13 protein-coding genes and 1 pseudogene are annotated in these 15,991 nt (G+C 51.8%); 4 read left to right on the top strand and 10 right to left on the bottom strand.

Going from position 1 to position 15,991, the window contains the following annotated elements:
• A pseudogene (locus LZ634_RS02555) lies at positions 1-386 on the bottom strand (hypothetical protein); the annotation flags it as partial.
• A 423-nt stretch (positions 387-809) separates the two neighbouring features.
• On the opposite strand from LZ634_RS02555, the gene LZ634_RS02560 reads away from it, so the two are divergent.
• Positions 810-3,185, top strand: a complete 2,376-nt coding sequence (locus tag LZ634_RS02560) for a glucose/quinate/shikimate family membrane-bound PQQ-dependent dehydrogenase (protein WP_234502160.1) — start codon at positions 810-812, stop codon at positions 3,183-3,185.
• 43 nt (positions 3,186-3,228) lie between these two features.
• On the opposite strand, the gene LZ634_RS02565 is transcribed toward LZ634_RS02560, so the two are convergent.
• The 8 genes from LZ634_RS02565 to cybB all read right to left on the bottom strand — a co-directional run bounded on the left by LZ634_RS02565 (position 3,229) and on the right by cybB (position 11,095).
• Positions 3,229-4,917 carry a methyl-accepting chemotaxis protein gene (locus tag LZ634_RS02565; protein ID WP_234502161.1) on the bottom strand — a complete coding sequence of 563 codons (1,689 nt, stop codon included), beginning with the start codon at positions 4,915-4,917 and terminating at the stop codon, positions 3,229-3,231.
• Positions 4,918-5,054: 137 nt separating this feature from the next.
• Positions 5,055-6,173, bottom strand: coding sequence for an S-(hydroxymethyl)glutathione dehydrogenase/class III alcohol dehydrogenase (locus tag LZ634_RS02570; RefSeq protein WP_234502162.1), 1,119 nt, complete (start codon positions 6,171-6,173; stop codon positions 5,055-5,057).
• Positions 6,174-6,196: 23 nt separating this feature from the next.
• The gene (locus tag LZ634_RS02575) at positions 6,197-6,472 is read right to left on the bottom strand and encodes a metal/formaldehyde-sensitive transcriptional repressor (protein WP_062773733.1); all 276 of its coding nucleotides are present in this window, start codon (positions 6,470-6,472) and stop codon (positions 6,197-6,199) included.
• A gap of 202 nt (positions 6,473-6,674) precedes the next feature.
• The gene (locus LZ634_RS02580) at positions 6,675-8,672 is read right to left on the bottom strand and encodes a tail fiber domain-containing protein (protein WP_234502163.1); all 1,998 of its coding nucleotides are present in this window, start codon (positions 8,670-8,672) and stop codon (positions 6,675-6,677) included.
• A 169-nt stretch (positions 8,673-8,841) separates the two neighbouring features.
• Positions 8,842-8,979 carry a phosphodiester glycosidase family protein gene (locus LZ634_RS22715; protein ID WP_414467724.1) on the bottom strand — a complete coding sequence of 46 codons (138 nt, stop codon included), beginning with the start codon at positions 8,977-8,979 and terminating at the stop codon, positions 8,842-8,844.
• A gap of 286 nt (positions 8,980-9,265) precedes the next feature.
• On the bottom strand, positions 9,266-9,622 hold the full coding sequence (locus LZ634_RS02585; protein WP_234502164.1) for a hypothetical protein: 357 nt from the start codon (positions 9,620-9,622) through the stop codon (positions 9,266-9,268).
• Between the two features lie 230 nt (positions 9,623-9,852).
• Positions 9,853-10,491 carry a leucine efflux protein LeuE gene (leuE, locus tag LZ634_RS02590; protein ID WP_052282483.1) on the bottom strand — a complete coding sequence of 213 codons (639 nt, stop codon included), beginning with the start codon at positions 10,489-10,491 and terminating at the stop codon, positions 9,853-9,855.
• 76 nt (positions 10,492-10,567) lie between these two features.
• Positions 10,568-11,095: a cytochrome b561 gene (cybB, locus tag LZ634_RS02595; protein ID WP_234502165.1), complete on the bottom strand. Its 528-nt coding sequence runs from the start codon at positions 11,093-11,095 to the stop codon at positions 10,568-10,570.
• Between the two features lie 223 nt (positions 11,096-11,318).
• Here cybB and gap point away from each other — a divergent pair, with 223 nt between their 5' ends.
• Together gap and LZ634_RS02605 are read left to right on the top strand one after the other, a co-directional pair.
• Complete coding sequence (gene gap / locus LZ634_RS02600) at positions 11,319-12,320, top strand: type I glyceraldehyde-3-phosphate dehydrogenase (protein ID WP_234502166.1); 1,002 nt, start codon at positions 11,319-11,321, stop codon at positions 12,318-12,320.
• 104 nt (positions 12,321-12,424) lie between these two features.
• Positions 12,425-13,345: an alpha/beta hydrolase gene (locus LZ634_RS02605; protein ID WP_234502167.1), complete on the top strand. Its 921-nt coding sequence runs from the start codon at positions 12,425-12,427 to the stop codon at positions 13,343-13,345.
• Between the two features lie 112 nt (positions 13,346-13,457).
• Here LZ634_RS02605 and LZ634_RS02610 read toward each other — a convergent pair whose 3' ends face one another.
• Positions 13,458-14,252, bottom strand: a complete 795-nt coding sequence (locus tag LZ634_RS02610; protein WP_234502168.1) for a YdcF family protein — start codon at positions 14,250-14,252, stop codon at positions 13,458-13,460.
• A gap of 355 nt (positions 14,253-14,607) precedes the next feature.
• Between LZ634_RS02610 and LZ634_RS02615 the strand changes: the two genes are divergently transcribed.
• Positions 14,608-15,930, top strand: a complete 1,323-nt coding sequence (locus LZ634_RS02615; RefSeq protein ID WP_234502169.1) for an MFS transporter — start codon at positions 14,608-14,610, stop codon at positions 15,928-15,930.
• The last annotated feature ends 61 nt before the right edge of the window (positions 15,931-15,991 follow it).

The raw sequence follows: 15,991 nt of genomic DNA on the forward strand, positions 1-15,991 counted from the left end.
AAGTTGGAGTCATTACCCACTAAATCAATGCGTTTGATAACAAAACTTTTATCAATTATCGTATACCAGTCGAAGGGGATCGCGGCCATCGCGCTGGCCCCATTGACGCCCATATAATCAAAATGATCATCAAAAAACTCGCAGGCAATCCCATTGACTGACGGCCCTGATGCCATAATTAACAGCGGTCTCGTTCTTTCAACATGGGCAATTTCGATATTATTGAGTTTTTCTTTTTTAAAAAACACATTATGAATCGTACCGGAGGGTTCTCTTTCTACTTTGAAATACGGCCAAAGATTTTTGTTGTGTCTATATTTTTCAGAATGCGTCAGCCGGTAGGTTGTTTTACACACCCATTTAGAAAACACATCAATTACCGCCATATATAATTTCTCTGAATATATTAATAAGCGCATCTCCGTCGCGGATTAATAATATCTACAGAACATTATTTCTCAACAATAAATGCAAAAAGTTTAGTTCAATACTGGACAATAAACATTATTGACTAATTAAAGAGCAATCGCGGAGTCGCTATCTCGCCCCTAAAACGCGCAGCTTTCGCCTTCTCCCAGCGGCAACCAATAGGCAATTAATGCGAAATTATTTTTTAACAATTGCGCAATGCATTTTAACAGTTCTATCATACCCACAATTTAACCAAATGGTTCATTGTCAGTTTTATCACTGAACCAATAGTTTCATTTTGAAGTGAATTCAAGATTCATTTGAAAGCATCACACGATGCTACGGTTCCATTTGGTTCATTTTGTGTGTCTTTATCTGGCTTTTGCAAGGAGAAAAGTATGGCAACTAGCAACGTGCCGCGAGGATTCCCGAGAATCCTGCAGTGGCTTCTTATCGCGTTGATGATGATTATCGGCCTCGCTATCGGGGCTCTGGGGGCAAAACTTGCCACCGTCGGAGGAACCTGGTTCTTTGCTCTGATGGGGCTGGTGATGGTGGTTAGCGCCATCCTTATCGCTCGCCAGCGCCGCGGTGGGATAGTGCTGTATAGCCTGGCGTTTATCGTCGCCATTGTCTGGTCAATTCAGGATGCAGGCTGGGAATACTGGCCGCTGTTCTCTCGCCTCTTCGCCTTTGGCGTGCTGGCGATGTTGAGCGCCCTGGTGTGGCCGTTTATGTCCAGCAGCAACACCGCAAAGAAAGGTCCGGCTTTCGGTCTGGCGGCCATTTTTGCCGTGGTTTTGCTGGCAAGCCTTGGCTGGATGTTTAAGCCGCAGACGCTGGTTTCCGCCACCGAAGCCGTCCCGGTGAAGCCCGTCGCCGCGGGCGAAGAGCAGAAAAACTGGGAACACTGGGGTAACACCACCCACGGCGACCGTTTCGCCGCGCTGGATCAAATCAACAAGCAGAACATTAATAAACTGCAGGTAGCCTGGGTCGCTCACACCGGCGATATACCACAAAGCAACGGTTCCGGTGCTGAAGATCAGAATACCCCGCTGCAGGTGGGGGACACCCTCTTCGTCTGTACGCCGTACAGTAAAGTGCTGGCGTTGGATGTCGACAGCGGTAAAGAGAAATGGCGCTACGATTCAAAAGCCACCGCACCAAACTGGCAGCGCTGCCGCGGTCTGGGCTATTTTGAAGATACCCAGGCGCTGACTGCGCCAACGGCAAGTGCTCAGCCTGCCGCCTGCCCGCGTCGTCTGTTCCTGCCAACCACCGATGCCCGTCTCATCGCGATTAATGCCGATAACGGCCAGCTGTGCGAAGACTTTGGCGACCACGGTGTGGTTGACCTGAGCGTCGGTATGGGTGAAATCAAACCGGGCTACTATCAGCAAACATCAACGCCACTGGTTGCCGGGAATGTAGTGGTAGTGGGTGGGCGCGTCGCGGATAACTTCTCCACCGGGGAGCCTCCAGGCGTCGTGCGCGCTTATGATGTCCGTACCGGCAAACTGGCCTGGGCATGGGATCCGGGTAATCCGAATCTGACCGGCCTGCCACCGGAAGGCCAGACCTATACCCGCGGTACGCCGAACGTCTGGTCCGCGATGTCTTATGATGCGAAGCTCAACCTCGTTTATCTGCCAACCGGTAACGCCACCCCAGACTTCTGGGCCGGCGAGCGTACGGCGCTTGACGACAAATACAGCTCTTCCATCGTGGCGGTTGACGCGACCACTGGTCAAGTCCGCTGGCATTACCAGACCACTCACCACGACCTGTGGGACTTTGACCTCCCTTCCCAGCCGCTGCTGTACGATTTACCAGACGGTAAAGGCGGCACCACGCCGGTGCTGGTGCAAACCAGTAAACAGGGCATGATCTTTATGCTCAACCGCGAAACCGGTGAGCCGGTCGCCAAAGTGGAAGAGCGTCCCGTTCCGGCAGGCAACGTCGAAGGTGAACGTTACTCGCCAACGCAGCCGTACTCGGTGGGAATGCCAATGATTGGCAACGAAACCCTCAAAGAGTCGGACATGTGGGGCGCCACGCCGGTTGACCTGCTGCTGTGCCGTATTCAGTTTAAAGAGATGCGTCATCAGGGGGTCTTTACCCCGCCGGGCGTTGACCGTTCGCTGCAATATCCGGGCTCGCTGGGCGGTATGAACTGGGGTAGCGTGTCGGTTGACCCGAACAACAGCCTGATGTTCGTTAACGACATGCGTCTGGGGCTTGCCAACTATATGGTTCCACGCGCCAACGTTGCCAAAGATGCCAGCGGTATTGAGATGGGTATTGTGCCAATGGACGGGACTCCGTTCGGTGCGATGCGCGAACGTTTCCTGTCACCGCTGGGCATTCCGTGTCAGAAACCACCGTTTGGCACCATGTCGGCAGTGGATCTGAAATCCGGGAAGATTGTCTGGCAGGTGCCGGTAGGGACCGTTGAAGACACCGGCCCGCTGGGGATCCGCATGCACATGCCGATTCCAATCGGTATGCCGACGCTGGGCGCATCGTTGTCGACTCAGTCCGGCCTGCTGTTCTTCGCCGGGACTCAGGATTTCTATCTGCGCGCGTTTGATACCGCAACCGGGAAAGAGATTTGGAAAGACCGTCTGCCGGTGGGTAGCCAGTCTGGCCCAATGACCTATGTGTCCCCGAAAACCGGTAAGCAGTACATCGTGATTAACGCCGGTGGTGCGCGTCAGTCGCCGGATCGCGGTGACTATATCATTGCCTACGCATTACCAGATTCTCAGTAATGCTTAACCCCGTAACCGTCCTGGTTACGGGGTATTTCCTGCCTTAGAACGTTTCCCAGTTATCCGCACCCGCAACCGCCGGTCGATTTGGCGTAAAGGTCGGTTTGACGCTCGCCTTTTCTACCTCAACCCGCTCACCGCCCTGAATACGAAACGTACCCACCGCTTGAGTCAGTCGCGCCGCCTGCTCTTCCAGCGAAGCCGCTGCCGCCGAGGCTTCTTCCACCAGCGAGGCGTTCTGCTGGGTGACGTTATCCATTTCTGTCACCGCCTGGCTGACTTGTTGGATCCCGCGATTTTGCTCGTCGGATGCGGCGGCGATTTCCAGCATAATATCGGTAACGCGTTTCACGGCATCAACAATATCGGTCATGGTCGAACCGGCGCGGACAACCTCACTTGACCCGCGCTCAATCAACGTTACCGATTCGCTAATCAGCCCCTCGATCTCCTTCGCCGCCTGGGCGCTACGGCTTGCCAGGGTGCGGACTTCGCTGGCGACGACCGCAAAACCACGCCCTTGCTCACCGGCACGCGCCGCTTCGACCGCAGCGTTCAGCGCCAGGATATTCGTCTGGAAGGCAATGCTATTGATAACGGAGGTAATTTCTGAGATTTTCTTCGAACTGGTGGAGATACTGCCCATCGTCGACACCACGCCGGAGACCAGTTGCCCACCGCGAGTGGCTTTGCCAGAAGCATCTTCCGCCAGTTTGCTGGCATGGTGCGCATTATCGGCGTTTTGTTTCACGGTAGCGGCTAACTCTTCCATGCTGGCGGCGGTCTGCTCAATCGCTGCCGCCTGCTGTTCGGTACGGGAAGAGAGATCGGTGTTGCCCATCGAGATTTCGCTGGTACCGCGATAGATTTCTTCCGCTCCCTGACGCACGGAACCCACGGTTTTCACCAGCGAGTGCTGCATTTTTTGCAGATTTCCATTGAGCTGACCAATCTCACTGCGCCCTACCGGCTCATCTGCCATGGTCAGATCGCCGCTGGCAATCTGCGCGATACGGGCACCCGCACGTTGCAGCGGAACAATCACCACGCGATGCAGCGTGGTAAAGGTGATGATGGTCATCAGTACCGCCAGCACGAACGCGCCAATCATAAACATTACGCCCAGCGTCGTGCGGCTATGCGCCAGTTCGTTAAGCTGGTTCGCGCGTGCGGTGCGAATATCAATAACCTTCAAGCGCACATCGTTATAGGCGTCATCCAACGCGCGAGCCTGTTCGCTTTCATAGTTGATGATCGCTTCAAACATGCCGTTTTGCGCATACTTCAGCATCGGCTTCATGCCTTCAAGATAAGCGTTATAGCGCTGGTTCATTTCGTCATCGAGAGCGATATCCGCCGCCGTTTTTACGCTTCTGTCGGTGTAGATCTTAAATCCGTGCTGCGAGCGTTGGATCCCAGCCTGCGCTGCCGCCAGATTTTTTTTCATGCTATCCATTTCGGCAATACGGCTGTCCGCACCCGCATGGATCATCATCAGCCGCGCTTCACGCAGGTAGTTTGCGCTGTCAGAAAGCCCGACGCGAACCTGAAGCTCTTGAGTCACGTCTCGTTGATCGGCATCAGCCTGCCACATAAAGTAGCCCGCAAGGCCTGAACTCAAAGCAAACAGCAGCAGGATACCGCCCAGTACCGAACCGAAGAACGGCACGAGCCGGATGTGATGGAGGAAACCTATCTTTTGCGCGCGGTTCTGCGCAGACTTTTTATCCATGAGTTGACTCTCTTGTACTTGAGGTAAGTACTAGAGTCATCGGCCGTAGCCGCTAAATTCTTATCGGGAAAGGTGTAAAACGCCAAGCGGGTCACAAATCAGAAAACCAGCGGGAAAAGCCCCGCTGGTTGAAGGCGTTATTTATCGCCGAAATGAATAACGGTGCGGATAGATTTCCCTTCGTGCATCAGATCGAACGCTTCGTTAATTTTGTCCAGCGGCAGGCGGTGGGTAATAAACGGATCGAGCTGAATTTTGCCCGACATTGCCTCTTCTACCATGCCCGGCAGTTGGGTACGGCCTTTAACGCCACCAAACGCCGAACCACGCCATACGCGGCCGGTCACCAGCTGGAACGGACGGGTTTTAATTTCCTGACCCGCACCCGCTACGCCGATGATAATGCTCTCGCCCCAGCCCTTGTGGCAACACTCCAGCGCCGAACGCATCACGTTGACGTTGCCGATACATTCAAAGCTGAAATCAACGCCGCCGTCGGTCAGTTCAACGATAACGTCCTGAACCGGCTTATCGTAATCTTTCGGGTTGATGAAATCGGTCGCACCCATTTCAGCGGCCAGCTTGAACTTCTCTGGATTGGTATCGACCGCCAGAATACGCCCGGCTTTCGCCCGGACCGCCCCCTGAATGACCGCCAGACCGATGCCGCCAAGGCCGAATACGGCGACGGTATCGCCTTCTTTCACTTTTGCCGTGTTATGAACTGCACCGATACCGGTGGTCACGCCACAGCCCAGCAGGCAGACTTTATCCAGCGGCGCCTGCGGGTTGACTTTCGCCAGTGAAATTTCAGCAACCACGGTGTATTCGCTAAAGGTACTGGTGCCCATGTAGTGGTAAATCGGTTCGCCGTTGTAGGAGAAACGGGTGGTGCCGTCCGGCATCAGGCCCTTGCCCTGGGTAGCGCGTACTGCCTGGCAGAGGTTAGTTTTGCCGGATTTACAGAACTTACACTCGCCGCATTCCGCCGTATACAGAGGTATAACGTGGTCGCCCGCTTTCAGGCTGGTAACGCCCTCGCCGACTTCCACCACCACGCCGCCACCTTCATGGCCGAGCACCGCCGGGAATACGCCTTCCGGATCATCACCGGACAGCGTAAACGCGTCGGTGTGGCAAACGCCGGTATGGGTGATTTTGACCAGCACTTCGCCTTTCTTCGGCGGCGCAACGTCAATTTCAACAATTTTCAGCGGCTGACCTGGGCCAAACGCAACTGCAGCACGTGATTTCATAGCTGTCTCTTCCGTTGTGATGATTATTTTAAATAGGATCGTAGCAGATGACCGACTTCCGTCATGCGTAAGGCACGCTGATCCGGCGTCGTCTCCCCGCTCACCAGTTCGTCTTTGAGATGCATCTCGACCATTTCGCCCATCAGGCCGTTGGAGGCCCCGCGAATCGAGGCGATTTGTTGCAGGATTGTCAGGCAGGATTCACCTGACTCGATCGCACGCTCCAGCGCCTCTACCTGCCCTTTGATGCGGCGAACGCGGGTTAATGCGCGTTTTTTGTCTTCAGGTGAATGTGGCATACGCCCTCCAATAGTATAGGGGGGGATACTATCAGAAGTTGCGTTTCGTTGTAAAATAGATGTTGCATTAACCTCTAACCCAAGCCCGGCTTTGTTTATTAGAAGTAGGTGTTTTTTTACTGTCTTTCTGTACTTTTTGCCCCGAGAATCACACCCGAAAAACCATGCAGGTCTGACAGGTGTGATGTTGATATGCCAAAAATCAGGTATTTTTTTTCTCAAGGGAAGTTAATCGTGTTTCTAGTTCATCCATTCGCTTCCAGCACTCTTGCACCGCTTTTGTCAGTGGCGGGATAAACTCGTCATAACCAAGACTGAGAATATCACTCCCTCCTGCAAGTTTATGATCCTGATAACCTCCAAACTCTACCCCAAGTTTTTCACATAACTCACTAACTTCCTGAGCTACAAACCAATGATGGAAACGCTGACGTTTTTTACTACCATCTCTTGGTAAAGGACTGAGTCGTAATTCTGATATTGTTCTTCCGCTTTCATCTACTCCAGTTTGAACCTCAAACTCTTCAAAATAGTCATCACGCATATCCCAGCGACCATCAACGGGGCGCAAGCCAAGAATGAATTCAATACCTAGCGTTGTATTTCTTATATCAGCTTTATCACGAATATCAGAACGGTTATGAACAGTACCAAAAACATAAGTCGTGGTATTTGCATCGCCTAACTGGATTTGGTTATCACCAGAAACAAAACTGTTATATCCAATACCAGTAGCATTGTTTAATAATATTGCATTAGTACCATCGACCATCCGACTTAAAGCCATATAGCCAACGGCAGTATTCTTATTTCCACCTACAACATTTCTAAGCGCCACATCACCTACAGCAGTGTTTCGTCCCCCTCCATTATTTACAGCGTTACTGTTAACACCAACAACGACATTTTCTGAACCATAATGAACACCATACATAGCACCGGCACCAACCGCAGTATTACGCTCACTAGTAACTTGATCTTGATCCGTCGCATAGCTGATTAGTGTAAACTCCCCAGAATAACCATCTAGCGCATATAACTCTTCTACTATAAAAGTGTCAGGATTAATCACGGTAATTATATAATATTGTGGGTCACTATATGTTGTTCCCGGATTAGGAATAGAGACAATAACCTCCCATCCGGTTTGCAGGCCATGAGACAACAATGTAAATGTGATCTGTGATGCAGTCATGACAAACTCACCAACGCGCCCACTTGCGATTAACACCTTCCCATTTATCGATGTTTCACTCCCTAAGCCTGATAGAGAACTTGCGCCTAATGCGGTGCAATCTTCGGCATCTGACTTAGCATTAAACAACGATTTATATCCAACCGCAGAAGAGTCGCTACCTCCACAGTAATATAAAGAGTCTGAGCCAATGGCTGTTACACCAGAGCCTGTAAATGGAGTTTGATTTTGAATATATTGTGGATCTCTGAACTTCATGCTACCGCTGCCGGCCATCGCATTTGTACCTACGGCACAATTATTGCTCCCAGAAGTAATAGCCTGCGCAGTATTTCTTCCCACACCTATATTTTGATAGCCATTGGTAATAAAACGCCCAGTATTATCACCGAGCATTACATTTCGCGTACCTTCATTCCCCTTACCTGTGGCACTCACATAGTAAAGAGACTCTAAACCCATCGCAATATTAAATTTTCCTTCACTGCTTCCCCACATGGCTCGTTCACCGATAGCAATGCAATATCGATTATTTCGCCCCGCCTTTAAGGCATCCTCACCAATAACAACAAGCCCCGCCCCATTATTACCTGGGGCCGGCGGTATTTCTGGTGCTGCACCATCGCCTATGATTACATTGCTATTTCTAGCCACCCCACTAAAATACCCATTCCCACGAATCTCGTCCCCTTCAACAATAAAAGTTGTGTTAATATAAGTTTTACCCTTAGGATAAAACCCCACTACATATGATTTATACAACCCATCTATAACATCATATACGGTTTGTGATTCGAGTATATTGAAGGCCACTGTATCATCAGTAACACCATCACCTATTGCTCCAGCACTAATAGCATCTACATGTTTTGAGTTAACCTCATGTTGACTTTCCGTTATTGCACCATCAAAAGGCTGTTTCACATAAATAATAGCGTCACATAAACTATTTCCATCACAATCAGTGGTTGTATTTGAAATTAACAAATCATCATTTGAACCCATAATATCCTCATTTGCATTCAGTCAAATAAACACATAACCTTTCGATAAGTTACTCCAGGCTATTGAGGAGGTTTGTGAAACATACGACAATAAACGAAAACAAGCATATCAATATAATAAGGAATATTATTAATTACTGTAGCGAATATGCTTGTTTTATCATTACAAATTATATATACATAACAGAAGGGATTTTACGCTCTCCCGTTTCATCGCTTGGCTCGTTGATCACTTCACCGTTGTACCATAGAGTGGTACTCCCACCATCATCCAGATTGAATGCATTAATACAAATAAGAACGGCCATTTTATTCTAAAAATCATGTGACTCTCATAAAAATACGGACGTAAAGCAGAAAAAGAGTTCTGGTTATTATTCAGCAACACAGATGAATTTAAACCATGGGAATTATGAAGTTGTATAGCCGCAGAATGCAAATAACGGAGAATATCCTGCGACATTCTCCGTTGATATTAAAATGAACAGCACTAAATGCTATTGTTGCCCGCTTGACCAGCACCTACCAGAGTATAGTGCTGGTTTATTAGCTCCGAGCTTGTGAGGATCCCTCAGCGCCGTGGCGATGGCACCACTATTTACTGCTGGCGCAGCCTGGCAGCGTTTGGTCGAGGATCAGGTCGCCTTCAACAATCACCCCCATCTTACCGACCAGGAATGAGTAGTTATATTGGGTAATGACCACATCAGCCAAAGCGACCGCGCATTTATTTTGCTCAATTGCCAAATCCGCCGCTTCTTTCACGTTCGGGATGCCCATCGGGAAGAGGATCACCGGCTTACTGTCTTCCCCTTTTACCCGCGCCCCTTTGACGAATTTATCGCCATTGAGGTTGTAGTTTTTGGTACTGGCGACGGTGAGATCCGCCACCCGTTGTGCGCAGCCTGAAAGCACCAGTGCACCAATAACAACCGCTGCGATTTTTTTCATTGCCTAAGTCCCTTATGGAAAAAAACGGACCATAGCACTTCCGTGTCCTCGCGGGCATGGCAAAGAGTGACATCTCACGCTTTTGAGAGTTTATAAATATTCTTAATATTTATGCAGTTAGCGCGATTCATTAATGCAAAATATGGTTTAGCAGTGGCGCAAAACAATGCGATCGGAGGGCTGGGCGGGAGGAAAGCCGGTTAAGCAGAGAACTTAACCGGCAGCAAAAATCAGGACTGCAGCGTTGCCAGACGGGCTGCAAAACCGACAAACACCAGCCCAATCAGGCTGTTGCCAATCTTGGCCAGTTTTTTACGCGTTTTCACGTAGCGGGTTACCAGCGAGCCGGAAACAATCAGGAAGCTCAGGTAGGTAAAGCTCACCAGCTCCAGGGTCAGCGCCAGAATAAAGAACGCCAGTCCAGGGGTTTTGGCGTGCACATCGATAAACTGCACGAAGAACGACACGTAGAACAGGATCGCTTTCGGGTTGGTCAGGCTCAGCGTCAACGCGCGTTTGAAGATGGCGTGCCCTGGCTCAGGTTCTTCTTCCTGCCCGGCTGTTTTGCGTTTTAACGTGCTATAGAGCATTTTCACGCCAAGATACAGCAGATAAATCGCCCCCAAATAGCGGACGATATTAAACAGCAGCGGCGTAGTTTTAATCAGCGTCGCGACGCCGGCAAAGGAGAGAGACATCAGGACCGCATCGCCAATAAATACCGCCAGCGCTGCCATATAGCCTTTACGAATACCGTGCGAGACGCCGGTCTTCAGGACGAAGAAGGTATTTGGCCCCGGCACCAGAATAATAAAGATGGCACCGAGTAAATAGGTCCAGTAATTCAGTACGCCAAAATCTGCGAACACCCTGTTCTCCTTCATACATACATAATAAAAATAGATGACGTATGGTAACGCAGAGACCAGGGAGTTAAAAGTCTTGTTAACGCTTGCGCGGCATCATCCGCAACAGCGTATTATCCTTCCACCAGTAGTGGTGCGCCAACGCGGCAAGCGCGTGCAGGCCAATCAGCCAGTAGCCTAAATTTGCCAGCAAAATATGGTACTGCTTGAGGGTATCCACGAGATCGAAATTGCCTTCGGCAGCGTGCGGCATCATCAGACCAAATGCCATCCACGGATTGCCCCGGTTATACATCATCACCAGGCCAATCAGCGGTAAGGCGATAAACAGCAGATAGATACACAGATGCCCCAGGTGAGCCATCCCGGTCATCATCGGCTTAGGTTTCGGGATAATCGGCGGTGCCGGTCGTTTCAGGCGTACCAGCAGGCGCGCCACCATCAGCACCAGAATGCTAATCCCGCAGGAAACATGGACCATGTTGATAAGCGGTCGGTCGCTACGCGGGAAGAATCCGCGTAACTCCATCGCGGCGTAGGCCACCACCACCAGCAGAAACACCAGCCAGTGAATCGCTATTTGTAAGCGGGAATATTTATCATTCATCGCAAAAACGCCCTGCAAAGTAACATAAAAGAGCAAAGTAACTGCCTTTCATTAAAAATTCATTAACTTTTTCATATCGATACAAATTACTTTAGCAAAATAACATTGCCCTTCCCGGCGGGCTGGACTATGCCTGGACAGGTGAAACACATCATTCATCGTTATTTATCAGTCGTTTTTTGGTACGCGTATCGGCTATCCCCATCTCTGACAGGAGTACACCATGAGTAAGATTGGCATTAACGGGTTTGGACGTATCGGCCGTCTGGTTCTGCGCCGTTTACTGGAAGTGTCCAGCAGTCATGAAGTGGTCGCGATTAACGATCTGACCTCACCAAAAGTGCTGGCCTATTTATTGAAGTACGACTCTAACTACGGCCCATTCCCGTGGAGCGTTGATTTTACCGACGACGCACTGATTGTTAATGGCAAGACCATCAACGTCTATGCCGAGAAAGAAGCGAAAAATATCCCATGGACGGCGCAAGATGCGGAAATCATCGTCGAGTGTACCGGCTTCTACACCTCGACCGAAAAATCCCAGGCGCACCTCGATGCCGGTGCGAAAAAAGTGTTGATTTCCGCCCCTGCGGGTGAGATGAAAACGCTGGTATTCAACGTGAACGACGATACGCTTAACGCCAGCGATAAAATCATCTCCGTCGCCTCCTGTACCACCAACTGTCTGGCGCCAATGGCCAAAGCCCTCAACGACGCGTTCGGTATTCAATTGGGGACGATGACCACTATCCACGCTTACACCGGCACGCAGTCGCTGGTCGATGGTCCGCGCGGCAAAGATCTGCGGGCCTCGCGCGCGGCGGCGGAAAACATCATTCCGCATACCACCGGCGCGGCGAAAGCCATCGGTCTGGTGATCCCGGCGCTGAGCGGCAAGCTGAAGGGCCATGCCCAGCGCGTGCCAACCAAAACCGGCTCGGTCACCGAACTGGTGTCGATTCTGAGTAAAAAAGTGACCGCTGACGAAGTGAATCAAGTGATGAAAAACGCCGCGCATAATAACGAATCCTTTGGCTATACCGAGGATGAGATTGTCTCGTCGGATATTATCGGCAGCCATTTTGGTTCGCTGTTCGACGCCACCCAGACCGAGGTCAGCGAAGCGGGCGGTCTGCAGCTGGTGAAAACCGTCTCCTGGTACGATAACGAATACGGATTTGTTACCCAGCTTATTCGTGTCCTCGATAAGTACGCCAGAATGTAATACCGTCGCGGGGGAATTCACTCCCCCGCTTTTTTAGCGCAAGATAGTTGTCTGGTTTTCGATTGTCGGCGCGCTCGCCTTAACCCAATCAGGATATCTATCACATGGACGCTCAGGATGAACTGTACTCGCGGATGAGCAAAGCCGCTCACGCAGCCACCACGTTTGCAATCTGGCCCGATGGCGAGGCTCCCGGCGCGCGGCGAAGCACGGTGTCACCGACTCTGGAAGAGGGTCACACCGGCACCCATGCGTTCGACCGAGCGGTAACAGGGATACGCGCCCCAGAAATCACCGTCTATCAGCCCGAAAACCCAAACGGCGTGGGTATTCTGGTCACGCCTGGCGGCTCCTATAAACGCGTGGCTATTGATAAAGAAGGAACGGCGCTGGCGCCTGACTTCACCGCACGCGGCTTTACGCTGTTTGTGATGACCTATCGACTGCCGGGCGACGGGCATCTGGAAGGTGCCAATGCCCCGCTCGCCGATGTCCAGCGGGCAATGCGCAGCATTCGTCGTCAGGCCGCACGCTGGCGGCTCAATCCAGACAATATCGGCGTGCTGGGTTTTTCCTCCGGCGGACACGTCGCGGCGAGCCTTGGCACCCGCTATGCGGAAGCCGTTTATTCCCCCTGCGATGACATCGACCTGCTCCCGGCCAGGCCCGCTTTTATGGCGCTGGTGTATCCGGTTATCAGTATGGATAATGATTTTGGACACCCTGGTTCCAGACTGGAACTGATCGGCAGCGCGCCCGATACCGTGCAACGTGAGCATTACTCGCTGGAAAAACGGGTGGATAGCAACACGCCGCCAACCTTCCTGCTGCATGCGGTTGACGACCCGGCGGTAAAAGTGGAGAACAGCGTGGCGATGTTTAATGCCCTGCACGCGCAGCGGGTGCCGGTGGAAATGCACCTGTTTGAACAGGGGCGCCATGGCTTTGGCATCCGCGATGCGCTGGGTTTGCCGGTGGAGGAATGGCCACGGTTAATGATGAACTGGATTGAAACCAGGGCATAACCCAGCAGCATGAATACATAACACGCAGGCCCCCTTCCTGCTGGATAAATCCGTTTTGGCGGGGCAATCCTGGTGCCTTCCGTTTTTGCCGCCGCCGTCGCGCCGTTTTTCGTTAACGAAGATTGCGACTCGCCAGTTCCTGTAGCAATCGCGGCTCTGCGGCTAACCGCTGCCATGCTTCTTCAACGTCTTCCGGGATATCAACGTGAGCGATAAAATCTTTGCCACGCGGGCCGTAGCCCTCGGCATCATCCCGCAAACGCGGCAGCTCTCCCAGAATTAACGACAGATAGCGAGCGACCGGCCACAGACCTTCCGCGGGCTGCTGCCACGCCACACCGTCAGGAGTATTGATAAGTTCAGGGATATAGCCCGGGAAACTCACCCAGCGAGGTGACAATGTAACGCCCTGCCACACCCGGGCAAACGTCGCCATCGTACGTCGCTGCATGGTCGGGTCCTGAACCAGGGTGGCAACGGGAACCTCAATACCGTGCTGTTCCATCACCCGACGCGTAAACCATGCGTTCTCGCCGCAGTTGGTGGATTGATCTTCTATTACGATACGCTCCCGGGGGATCTGCCAGAAACGATGCGCAATCTCTGCCAGCAGCGTGGCTTCCGGCTGGTCGAGAACCGCAATCTCTCGATAGCGCGAGTGTTGCGCTATCGTCTGATAAAGAAACGAGGTTGAATGCCCCACGCCGCCGCAGATTAATAGCGTCCCACCGCTTAACGCAGCCAGCCGACAGGCGGCATCCACGGTTGGCATCACGGCGTTACCCGCCAGAACCACCAGCTGCGCGTTTGCCACATCTGGCTCCCCGGCCACATCATCCTGCGCCAGCCAGCGCCCCAACCGGTTGGCTGCCGCCAGCGTCGCTTCAGGTAAACATAACAAGCTCATGGTGCTCTTCGCTCCTTTTACGTAACCAACAGGGATGACTCTCGCTCTCACCCATCAATTTGTAACATTTTTGAAATAACCAGAAACGTCTAAAAACAATGCGGTTGCACCTGAATTTTACACCACGAAAATCCATAAAATCAGAATTAACAACCAACACAATGCAAAAATCAAGTTCATTAAAACAAAAACAAGACTCATTTTGGCTCACAAATTTCAACACCACGCTTGCCAAAGATAACGCTCATATCTAAGTTGCTTAACATTCAAGCAACCTTTTTCACAATTCCGGTTGTACCTTTCCACCCCGAAGGTGCCACCTGATTTTAACCCAATGTGGCGGGAGTTATTCTTCATGACAATACAAGAAAGCAGCACCACGATCCTGAAAAAGAACAAAAGGGTCCTGATTGCGAGCCTGACGGGCAGTTCCATTGAATGGTTTGACTATTTTCTCTACGGCACGGCTGCCGCATTGGTGTTCAACAAAATATTTTTCCCGATGGTTGACCCGGTCATCGGCCTGATTCTCTCCTACCTCTCTTTCTCGCTGACCTTCTTCATTCGTCCCATTGGCGGCGTGATTTTCGCCCATATTGGTGACCGCATTGGCCGTAAAAAAACCTTAGTCCTGACCCTGTCGCTGATGGGCAGTGCAACCGTGATGATTGGTTTACTGCCGACCTATGATCAGATTGGTATCTGGGCCCCCATTCTGTTGATTCTGATGCGTATTATTCAGGGGATTGGCATCGGCGGCGAATGGGGCGGCGCGTTGCTGCTGGCCTATGAATATGCGCCTGAGAAGCGTAAAGGCTTCTTCGGCAGTATTCCGCAGGCGGGCGTCACCATCGGGATGCTGATGGCGACCTTTATTGTCTCGCTGATGACGATGTTTAGCGAAGAGCAGTTCCTCTCCTGGGGCTGGCGTATTCCGTTCCTGATGAGCGCCGCGCTGGTGCTGGTTGGCCTGTGGATCCGTAAAGACATTGATGAAACGCCAGACTTCAAGAAAGTGAAAGAGTCCGGTCAAGTCGCCAAAGCCCCGCTGCGCGAAACCCTGCAACATCACTGGCGTGAAGTGATTATTGCCGCAGGCTTAAAAGTGGTTGAAACCGCGCCGTTTTATATTTTCTCGACCTTTGTGGTCAGCTACGCCACCACCACTTTGACCTATCAAAAATCCCAGGTGCTGGAAGCCGTCACCCTCGGGGCGCTGGTTGCTACCGTGATGATCCCATTGATGGGCCTGCTGTCCGATAAGATTGGCCGCCAGCGCATGTATGCACTGAGCGTTACGCTGCTGGGGCTATTTATCGTGCCGTGGTTTATGCTGCTGGACACCGGCACCACCTGGGCGATTATGCTCGCCACGGTAGTGATGTTCGGTATTCTGTGGGCGCCGATTACCGCCGTACTGGGAACGCTATGCTCTGAGATCTTCAGCGCGAACGTCCGCTATACCGGTATCACTTTGGGCTACCAGATTGGTGCCGCGCTGGCAGGCGGTACCGCCCCGCTTATCGCCACCGGCCTGCTGGCAAAATATGACGGAGACTGGGTGCCGGTCGCCTGGTATCTGGGCACCACCGTGGCTATCTCGCTGACGGCAATCTTCTTTGCCAGCCGCAGCAAACGCCAGTCCGCCGTGGTCAATGCACAAACCAGCCAAATCTAACGACACCGCCCGGCTTCACGCATGAAGCCGGGCTTTCCCTTACCTCAACCGTTCCTCTCAG

The sequence above is a fragment of the Kluyvera intermedia genome (genome assembly GCF_021440345.1).
GTDB lineage: Bacteria > Pseudomonadota > Gammaproteobacteria > Enterobacterales > Enterobacteriaceae > Kluyvera > Kluyvera intermedia_A.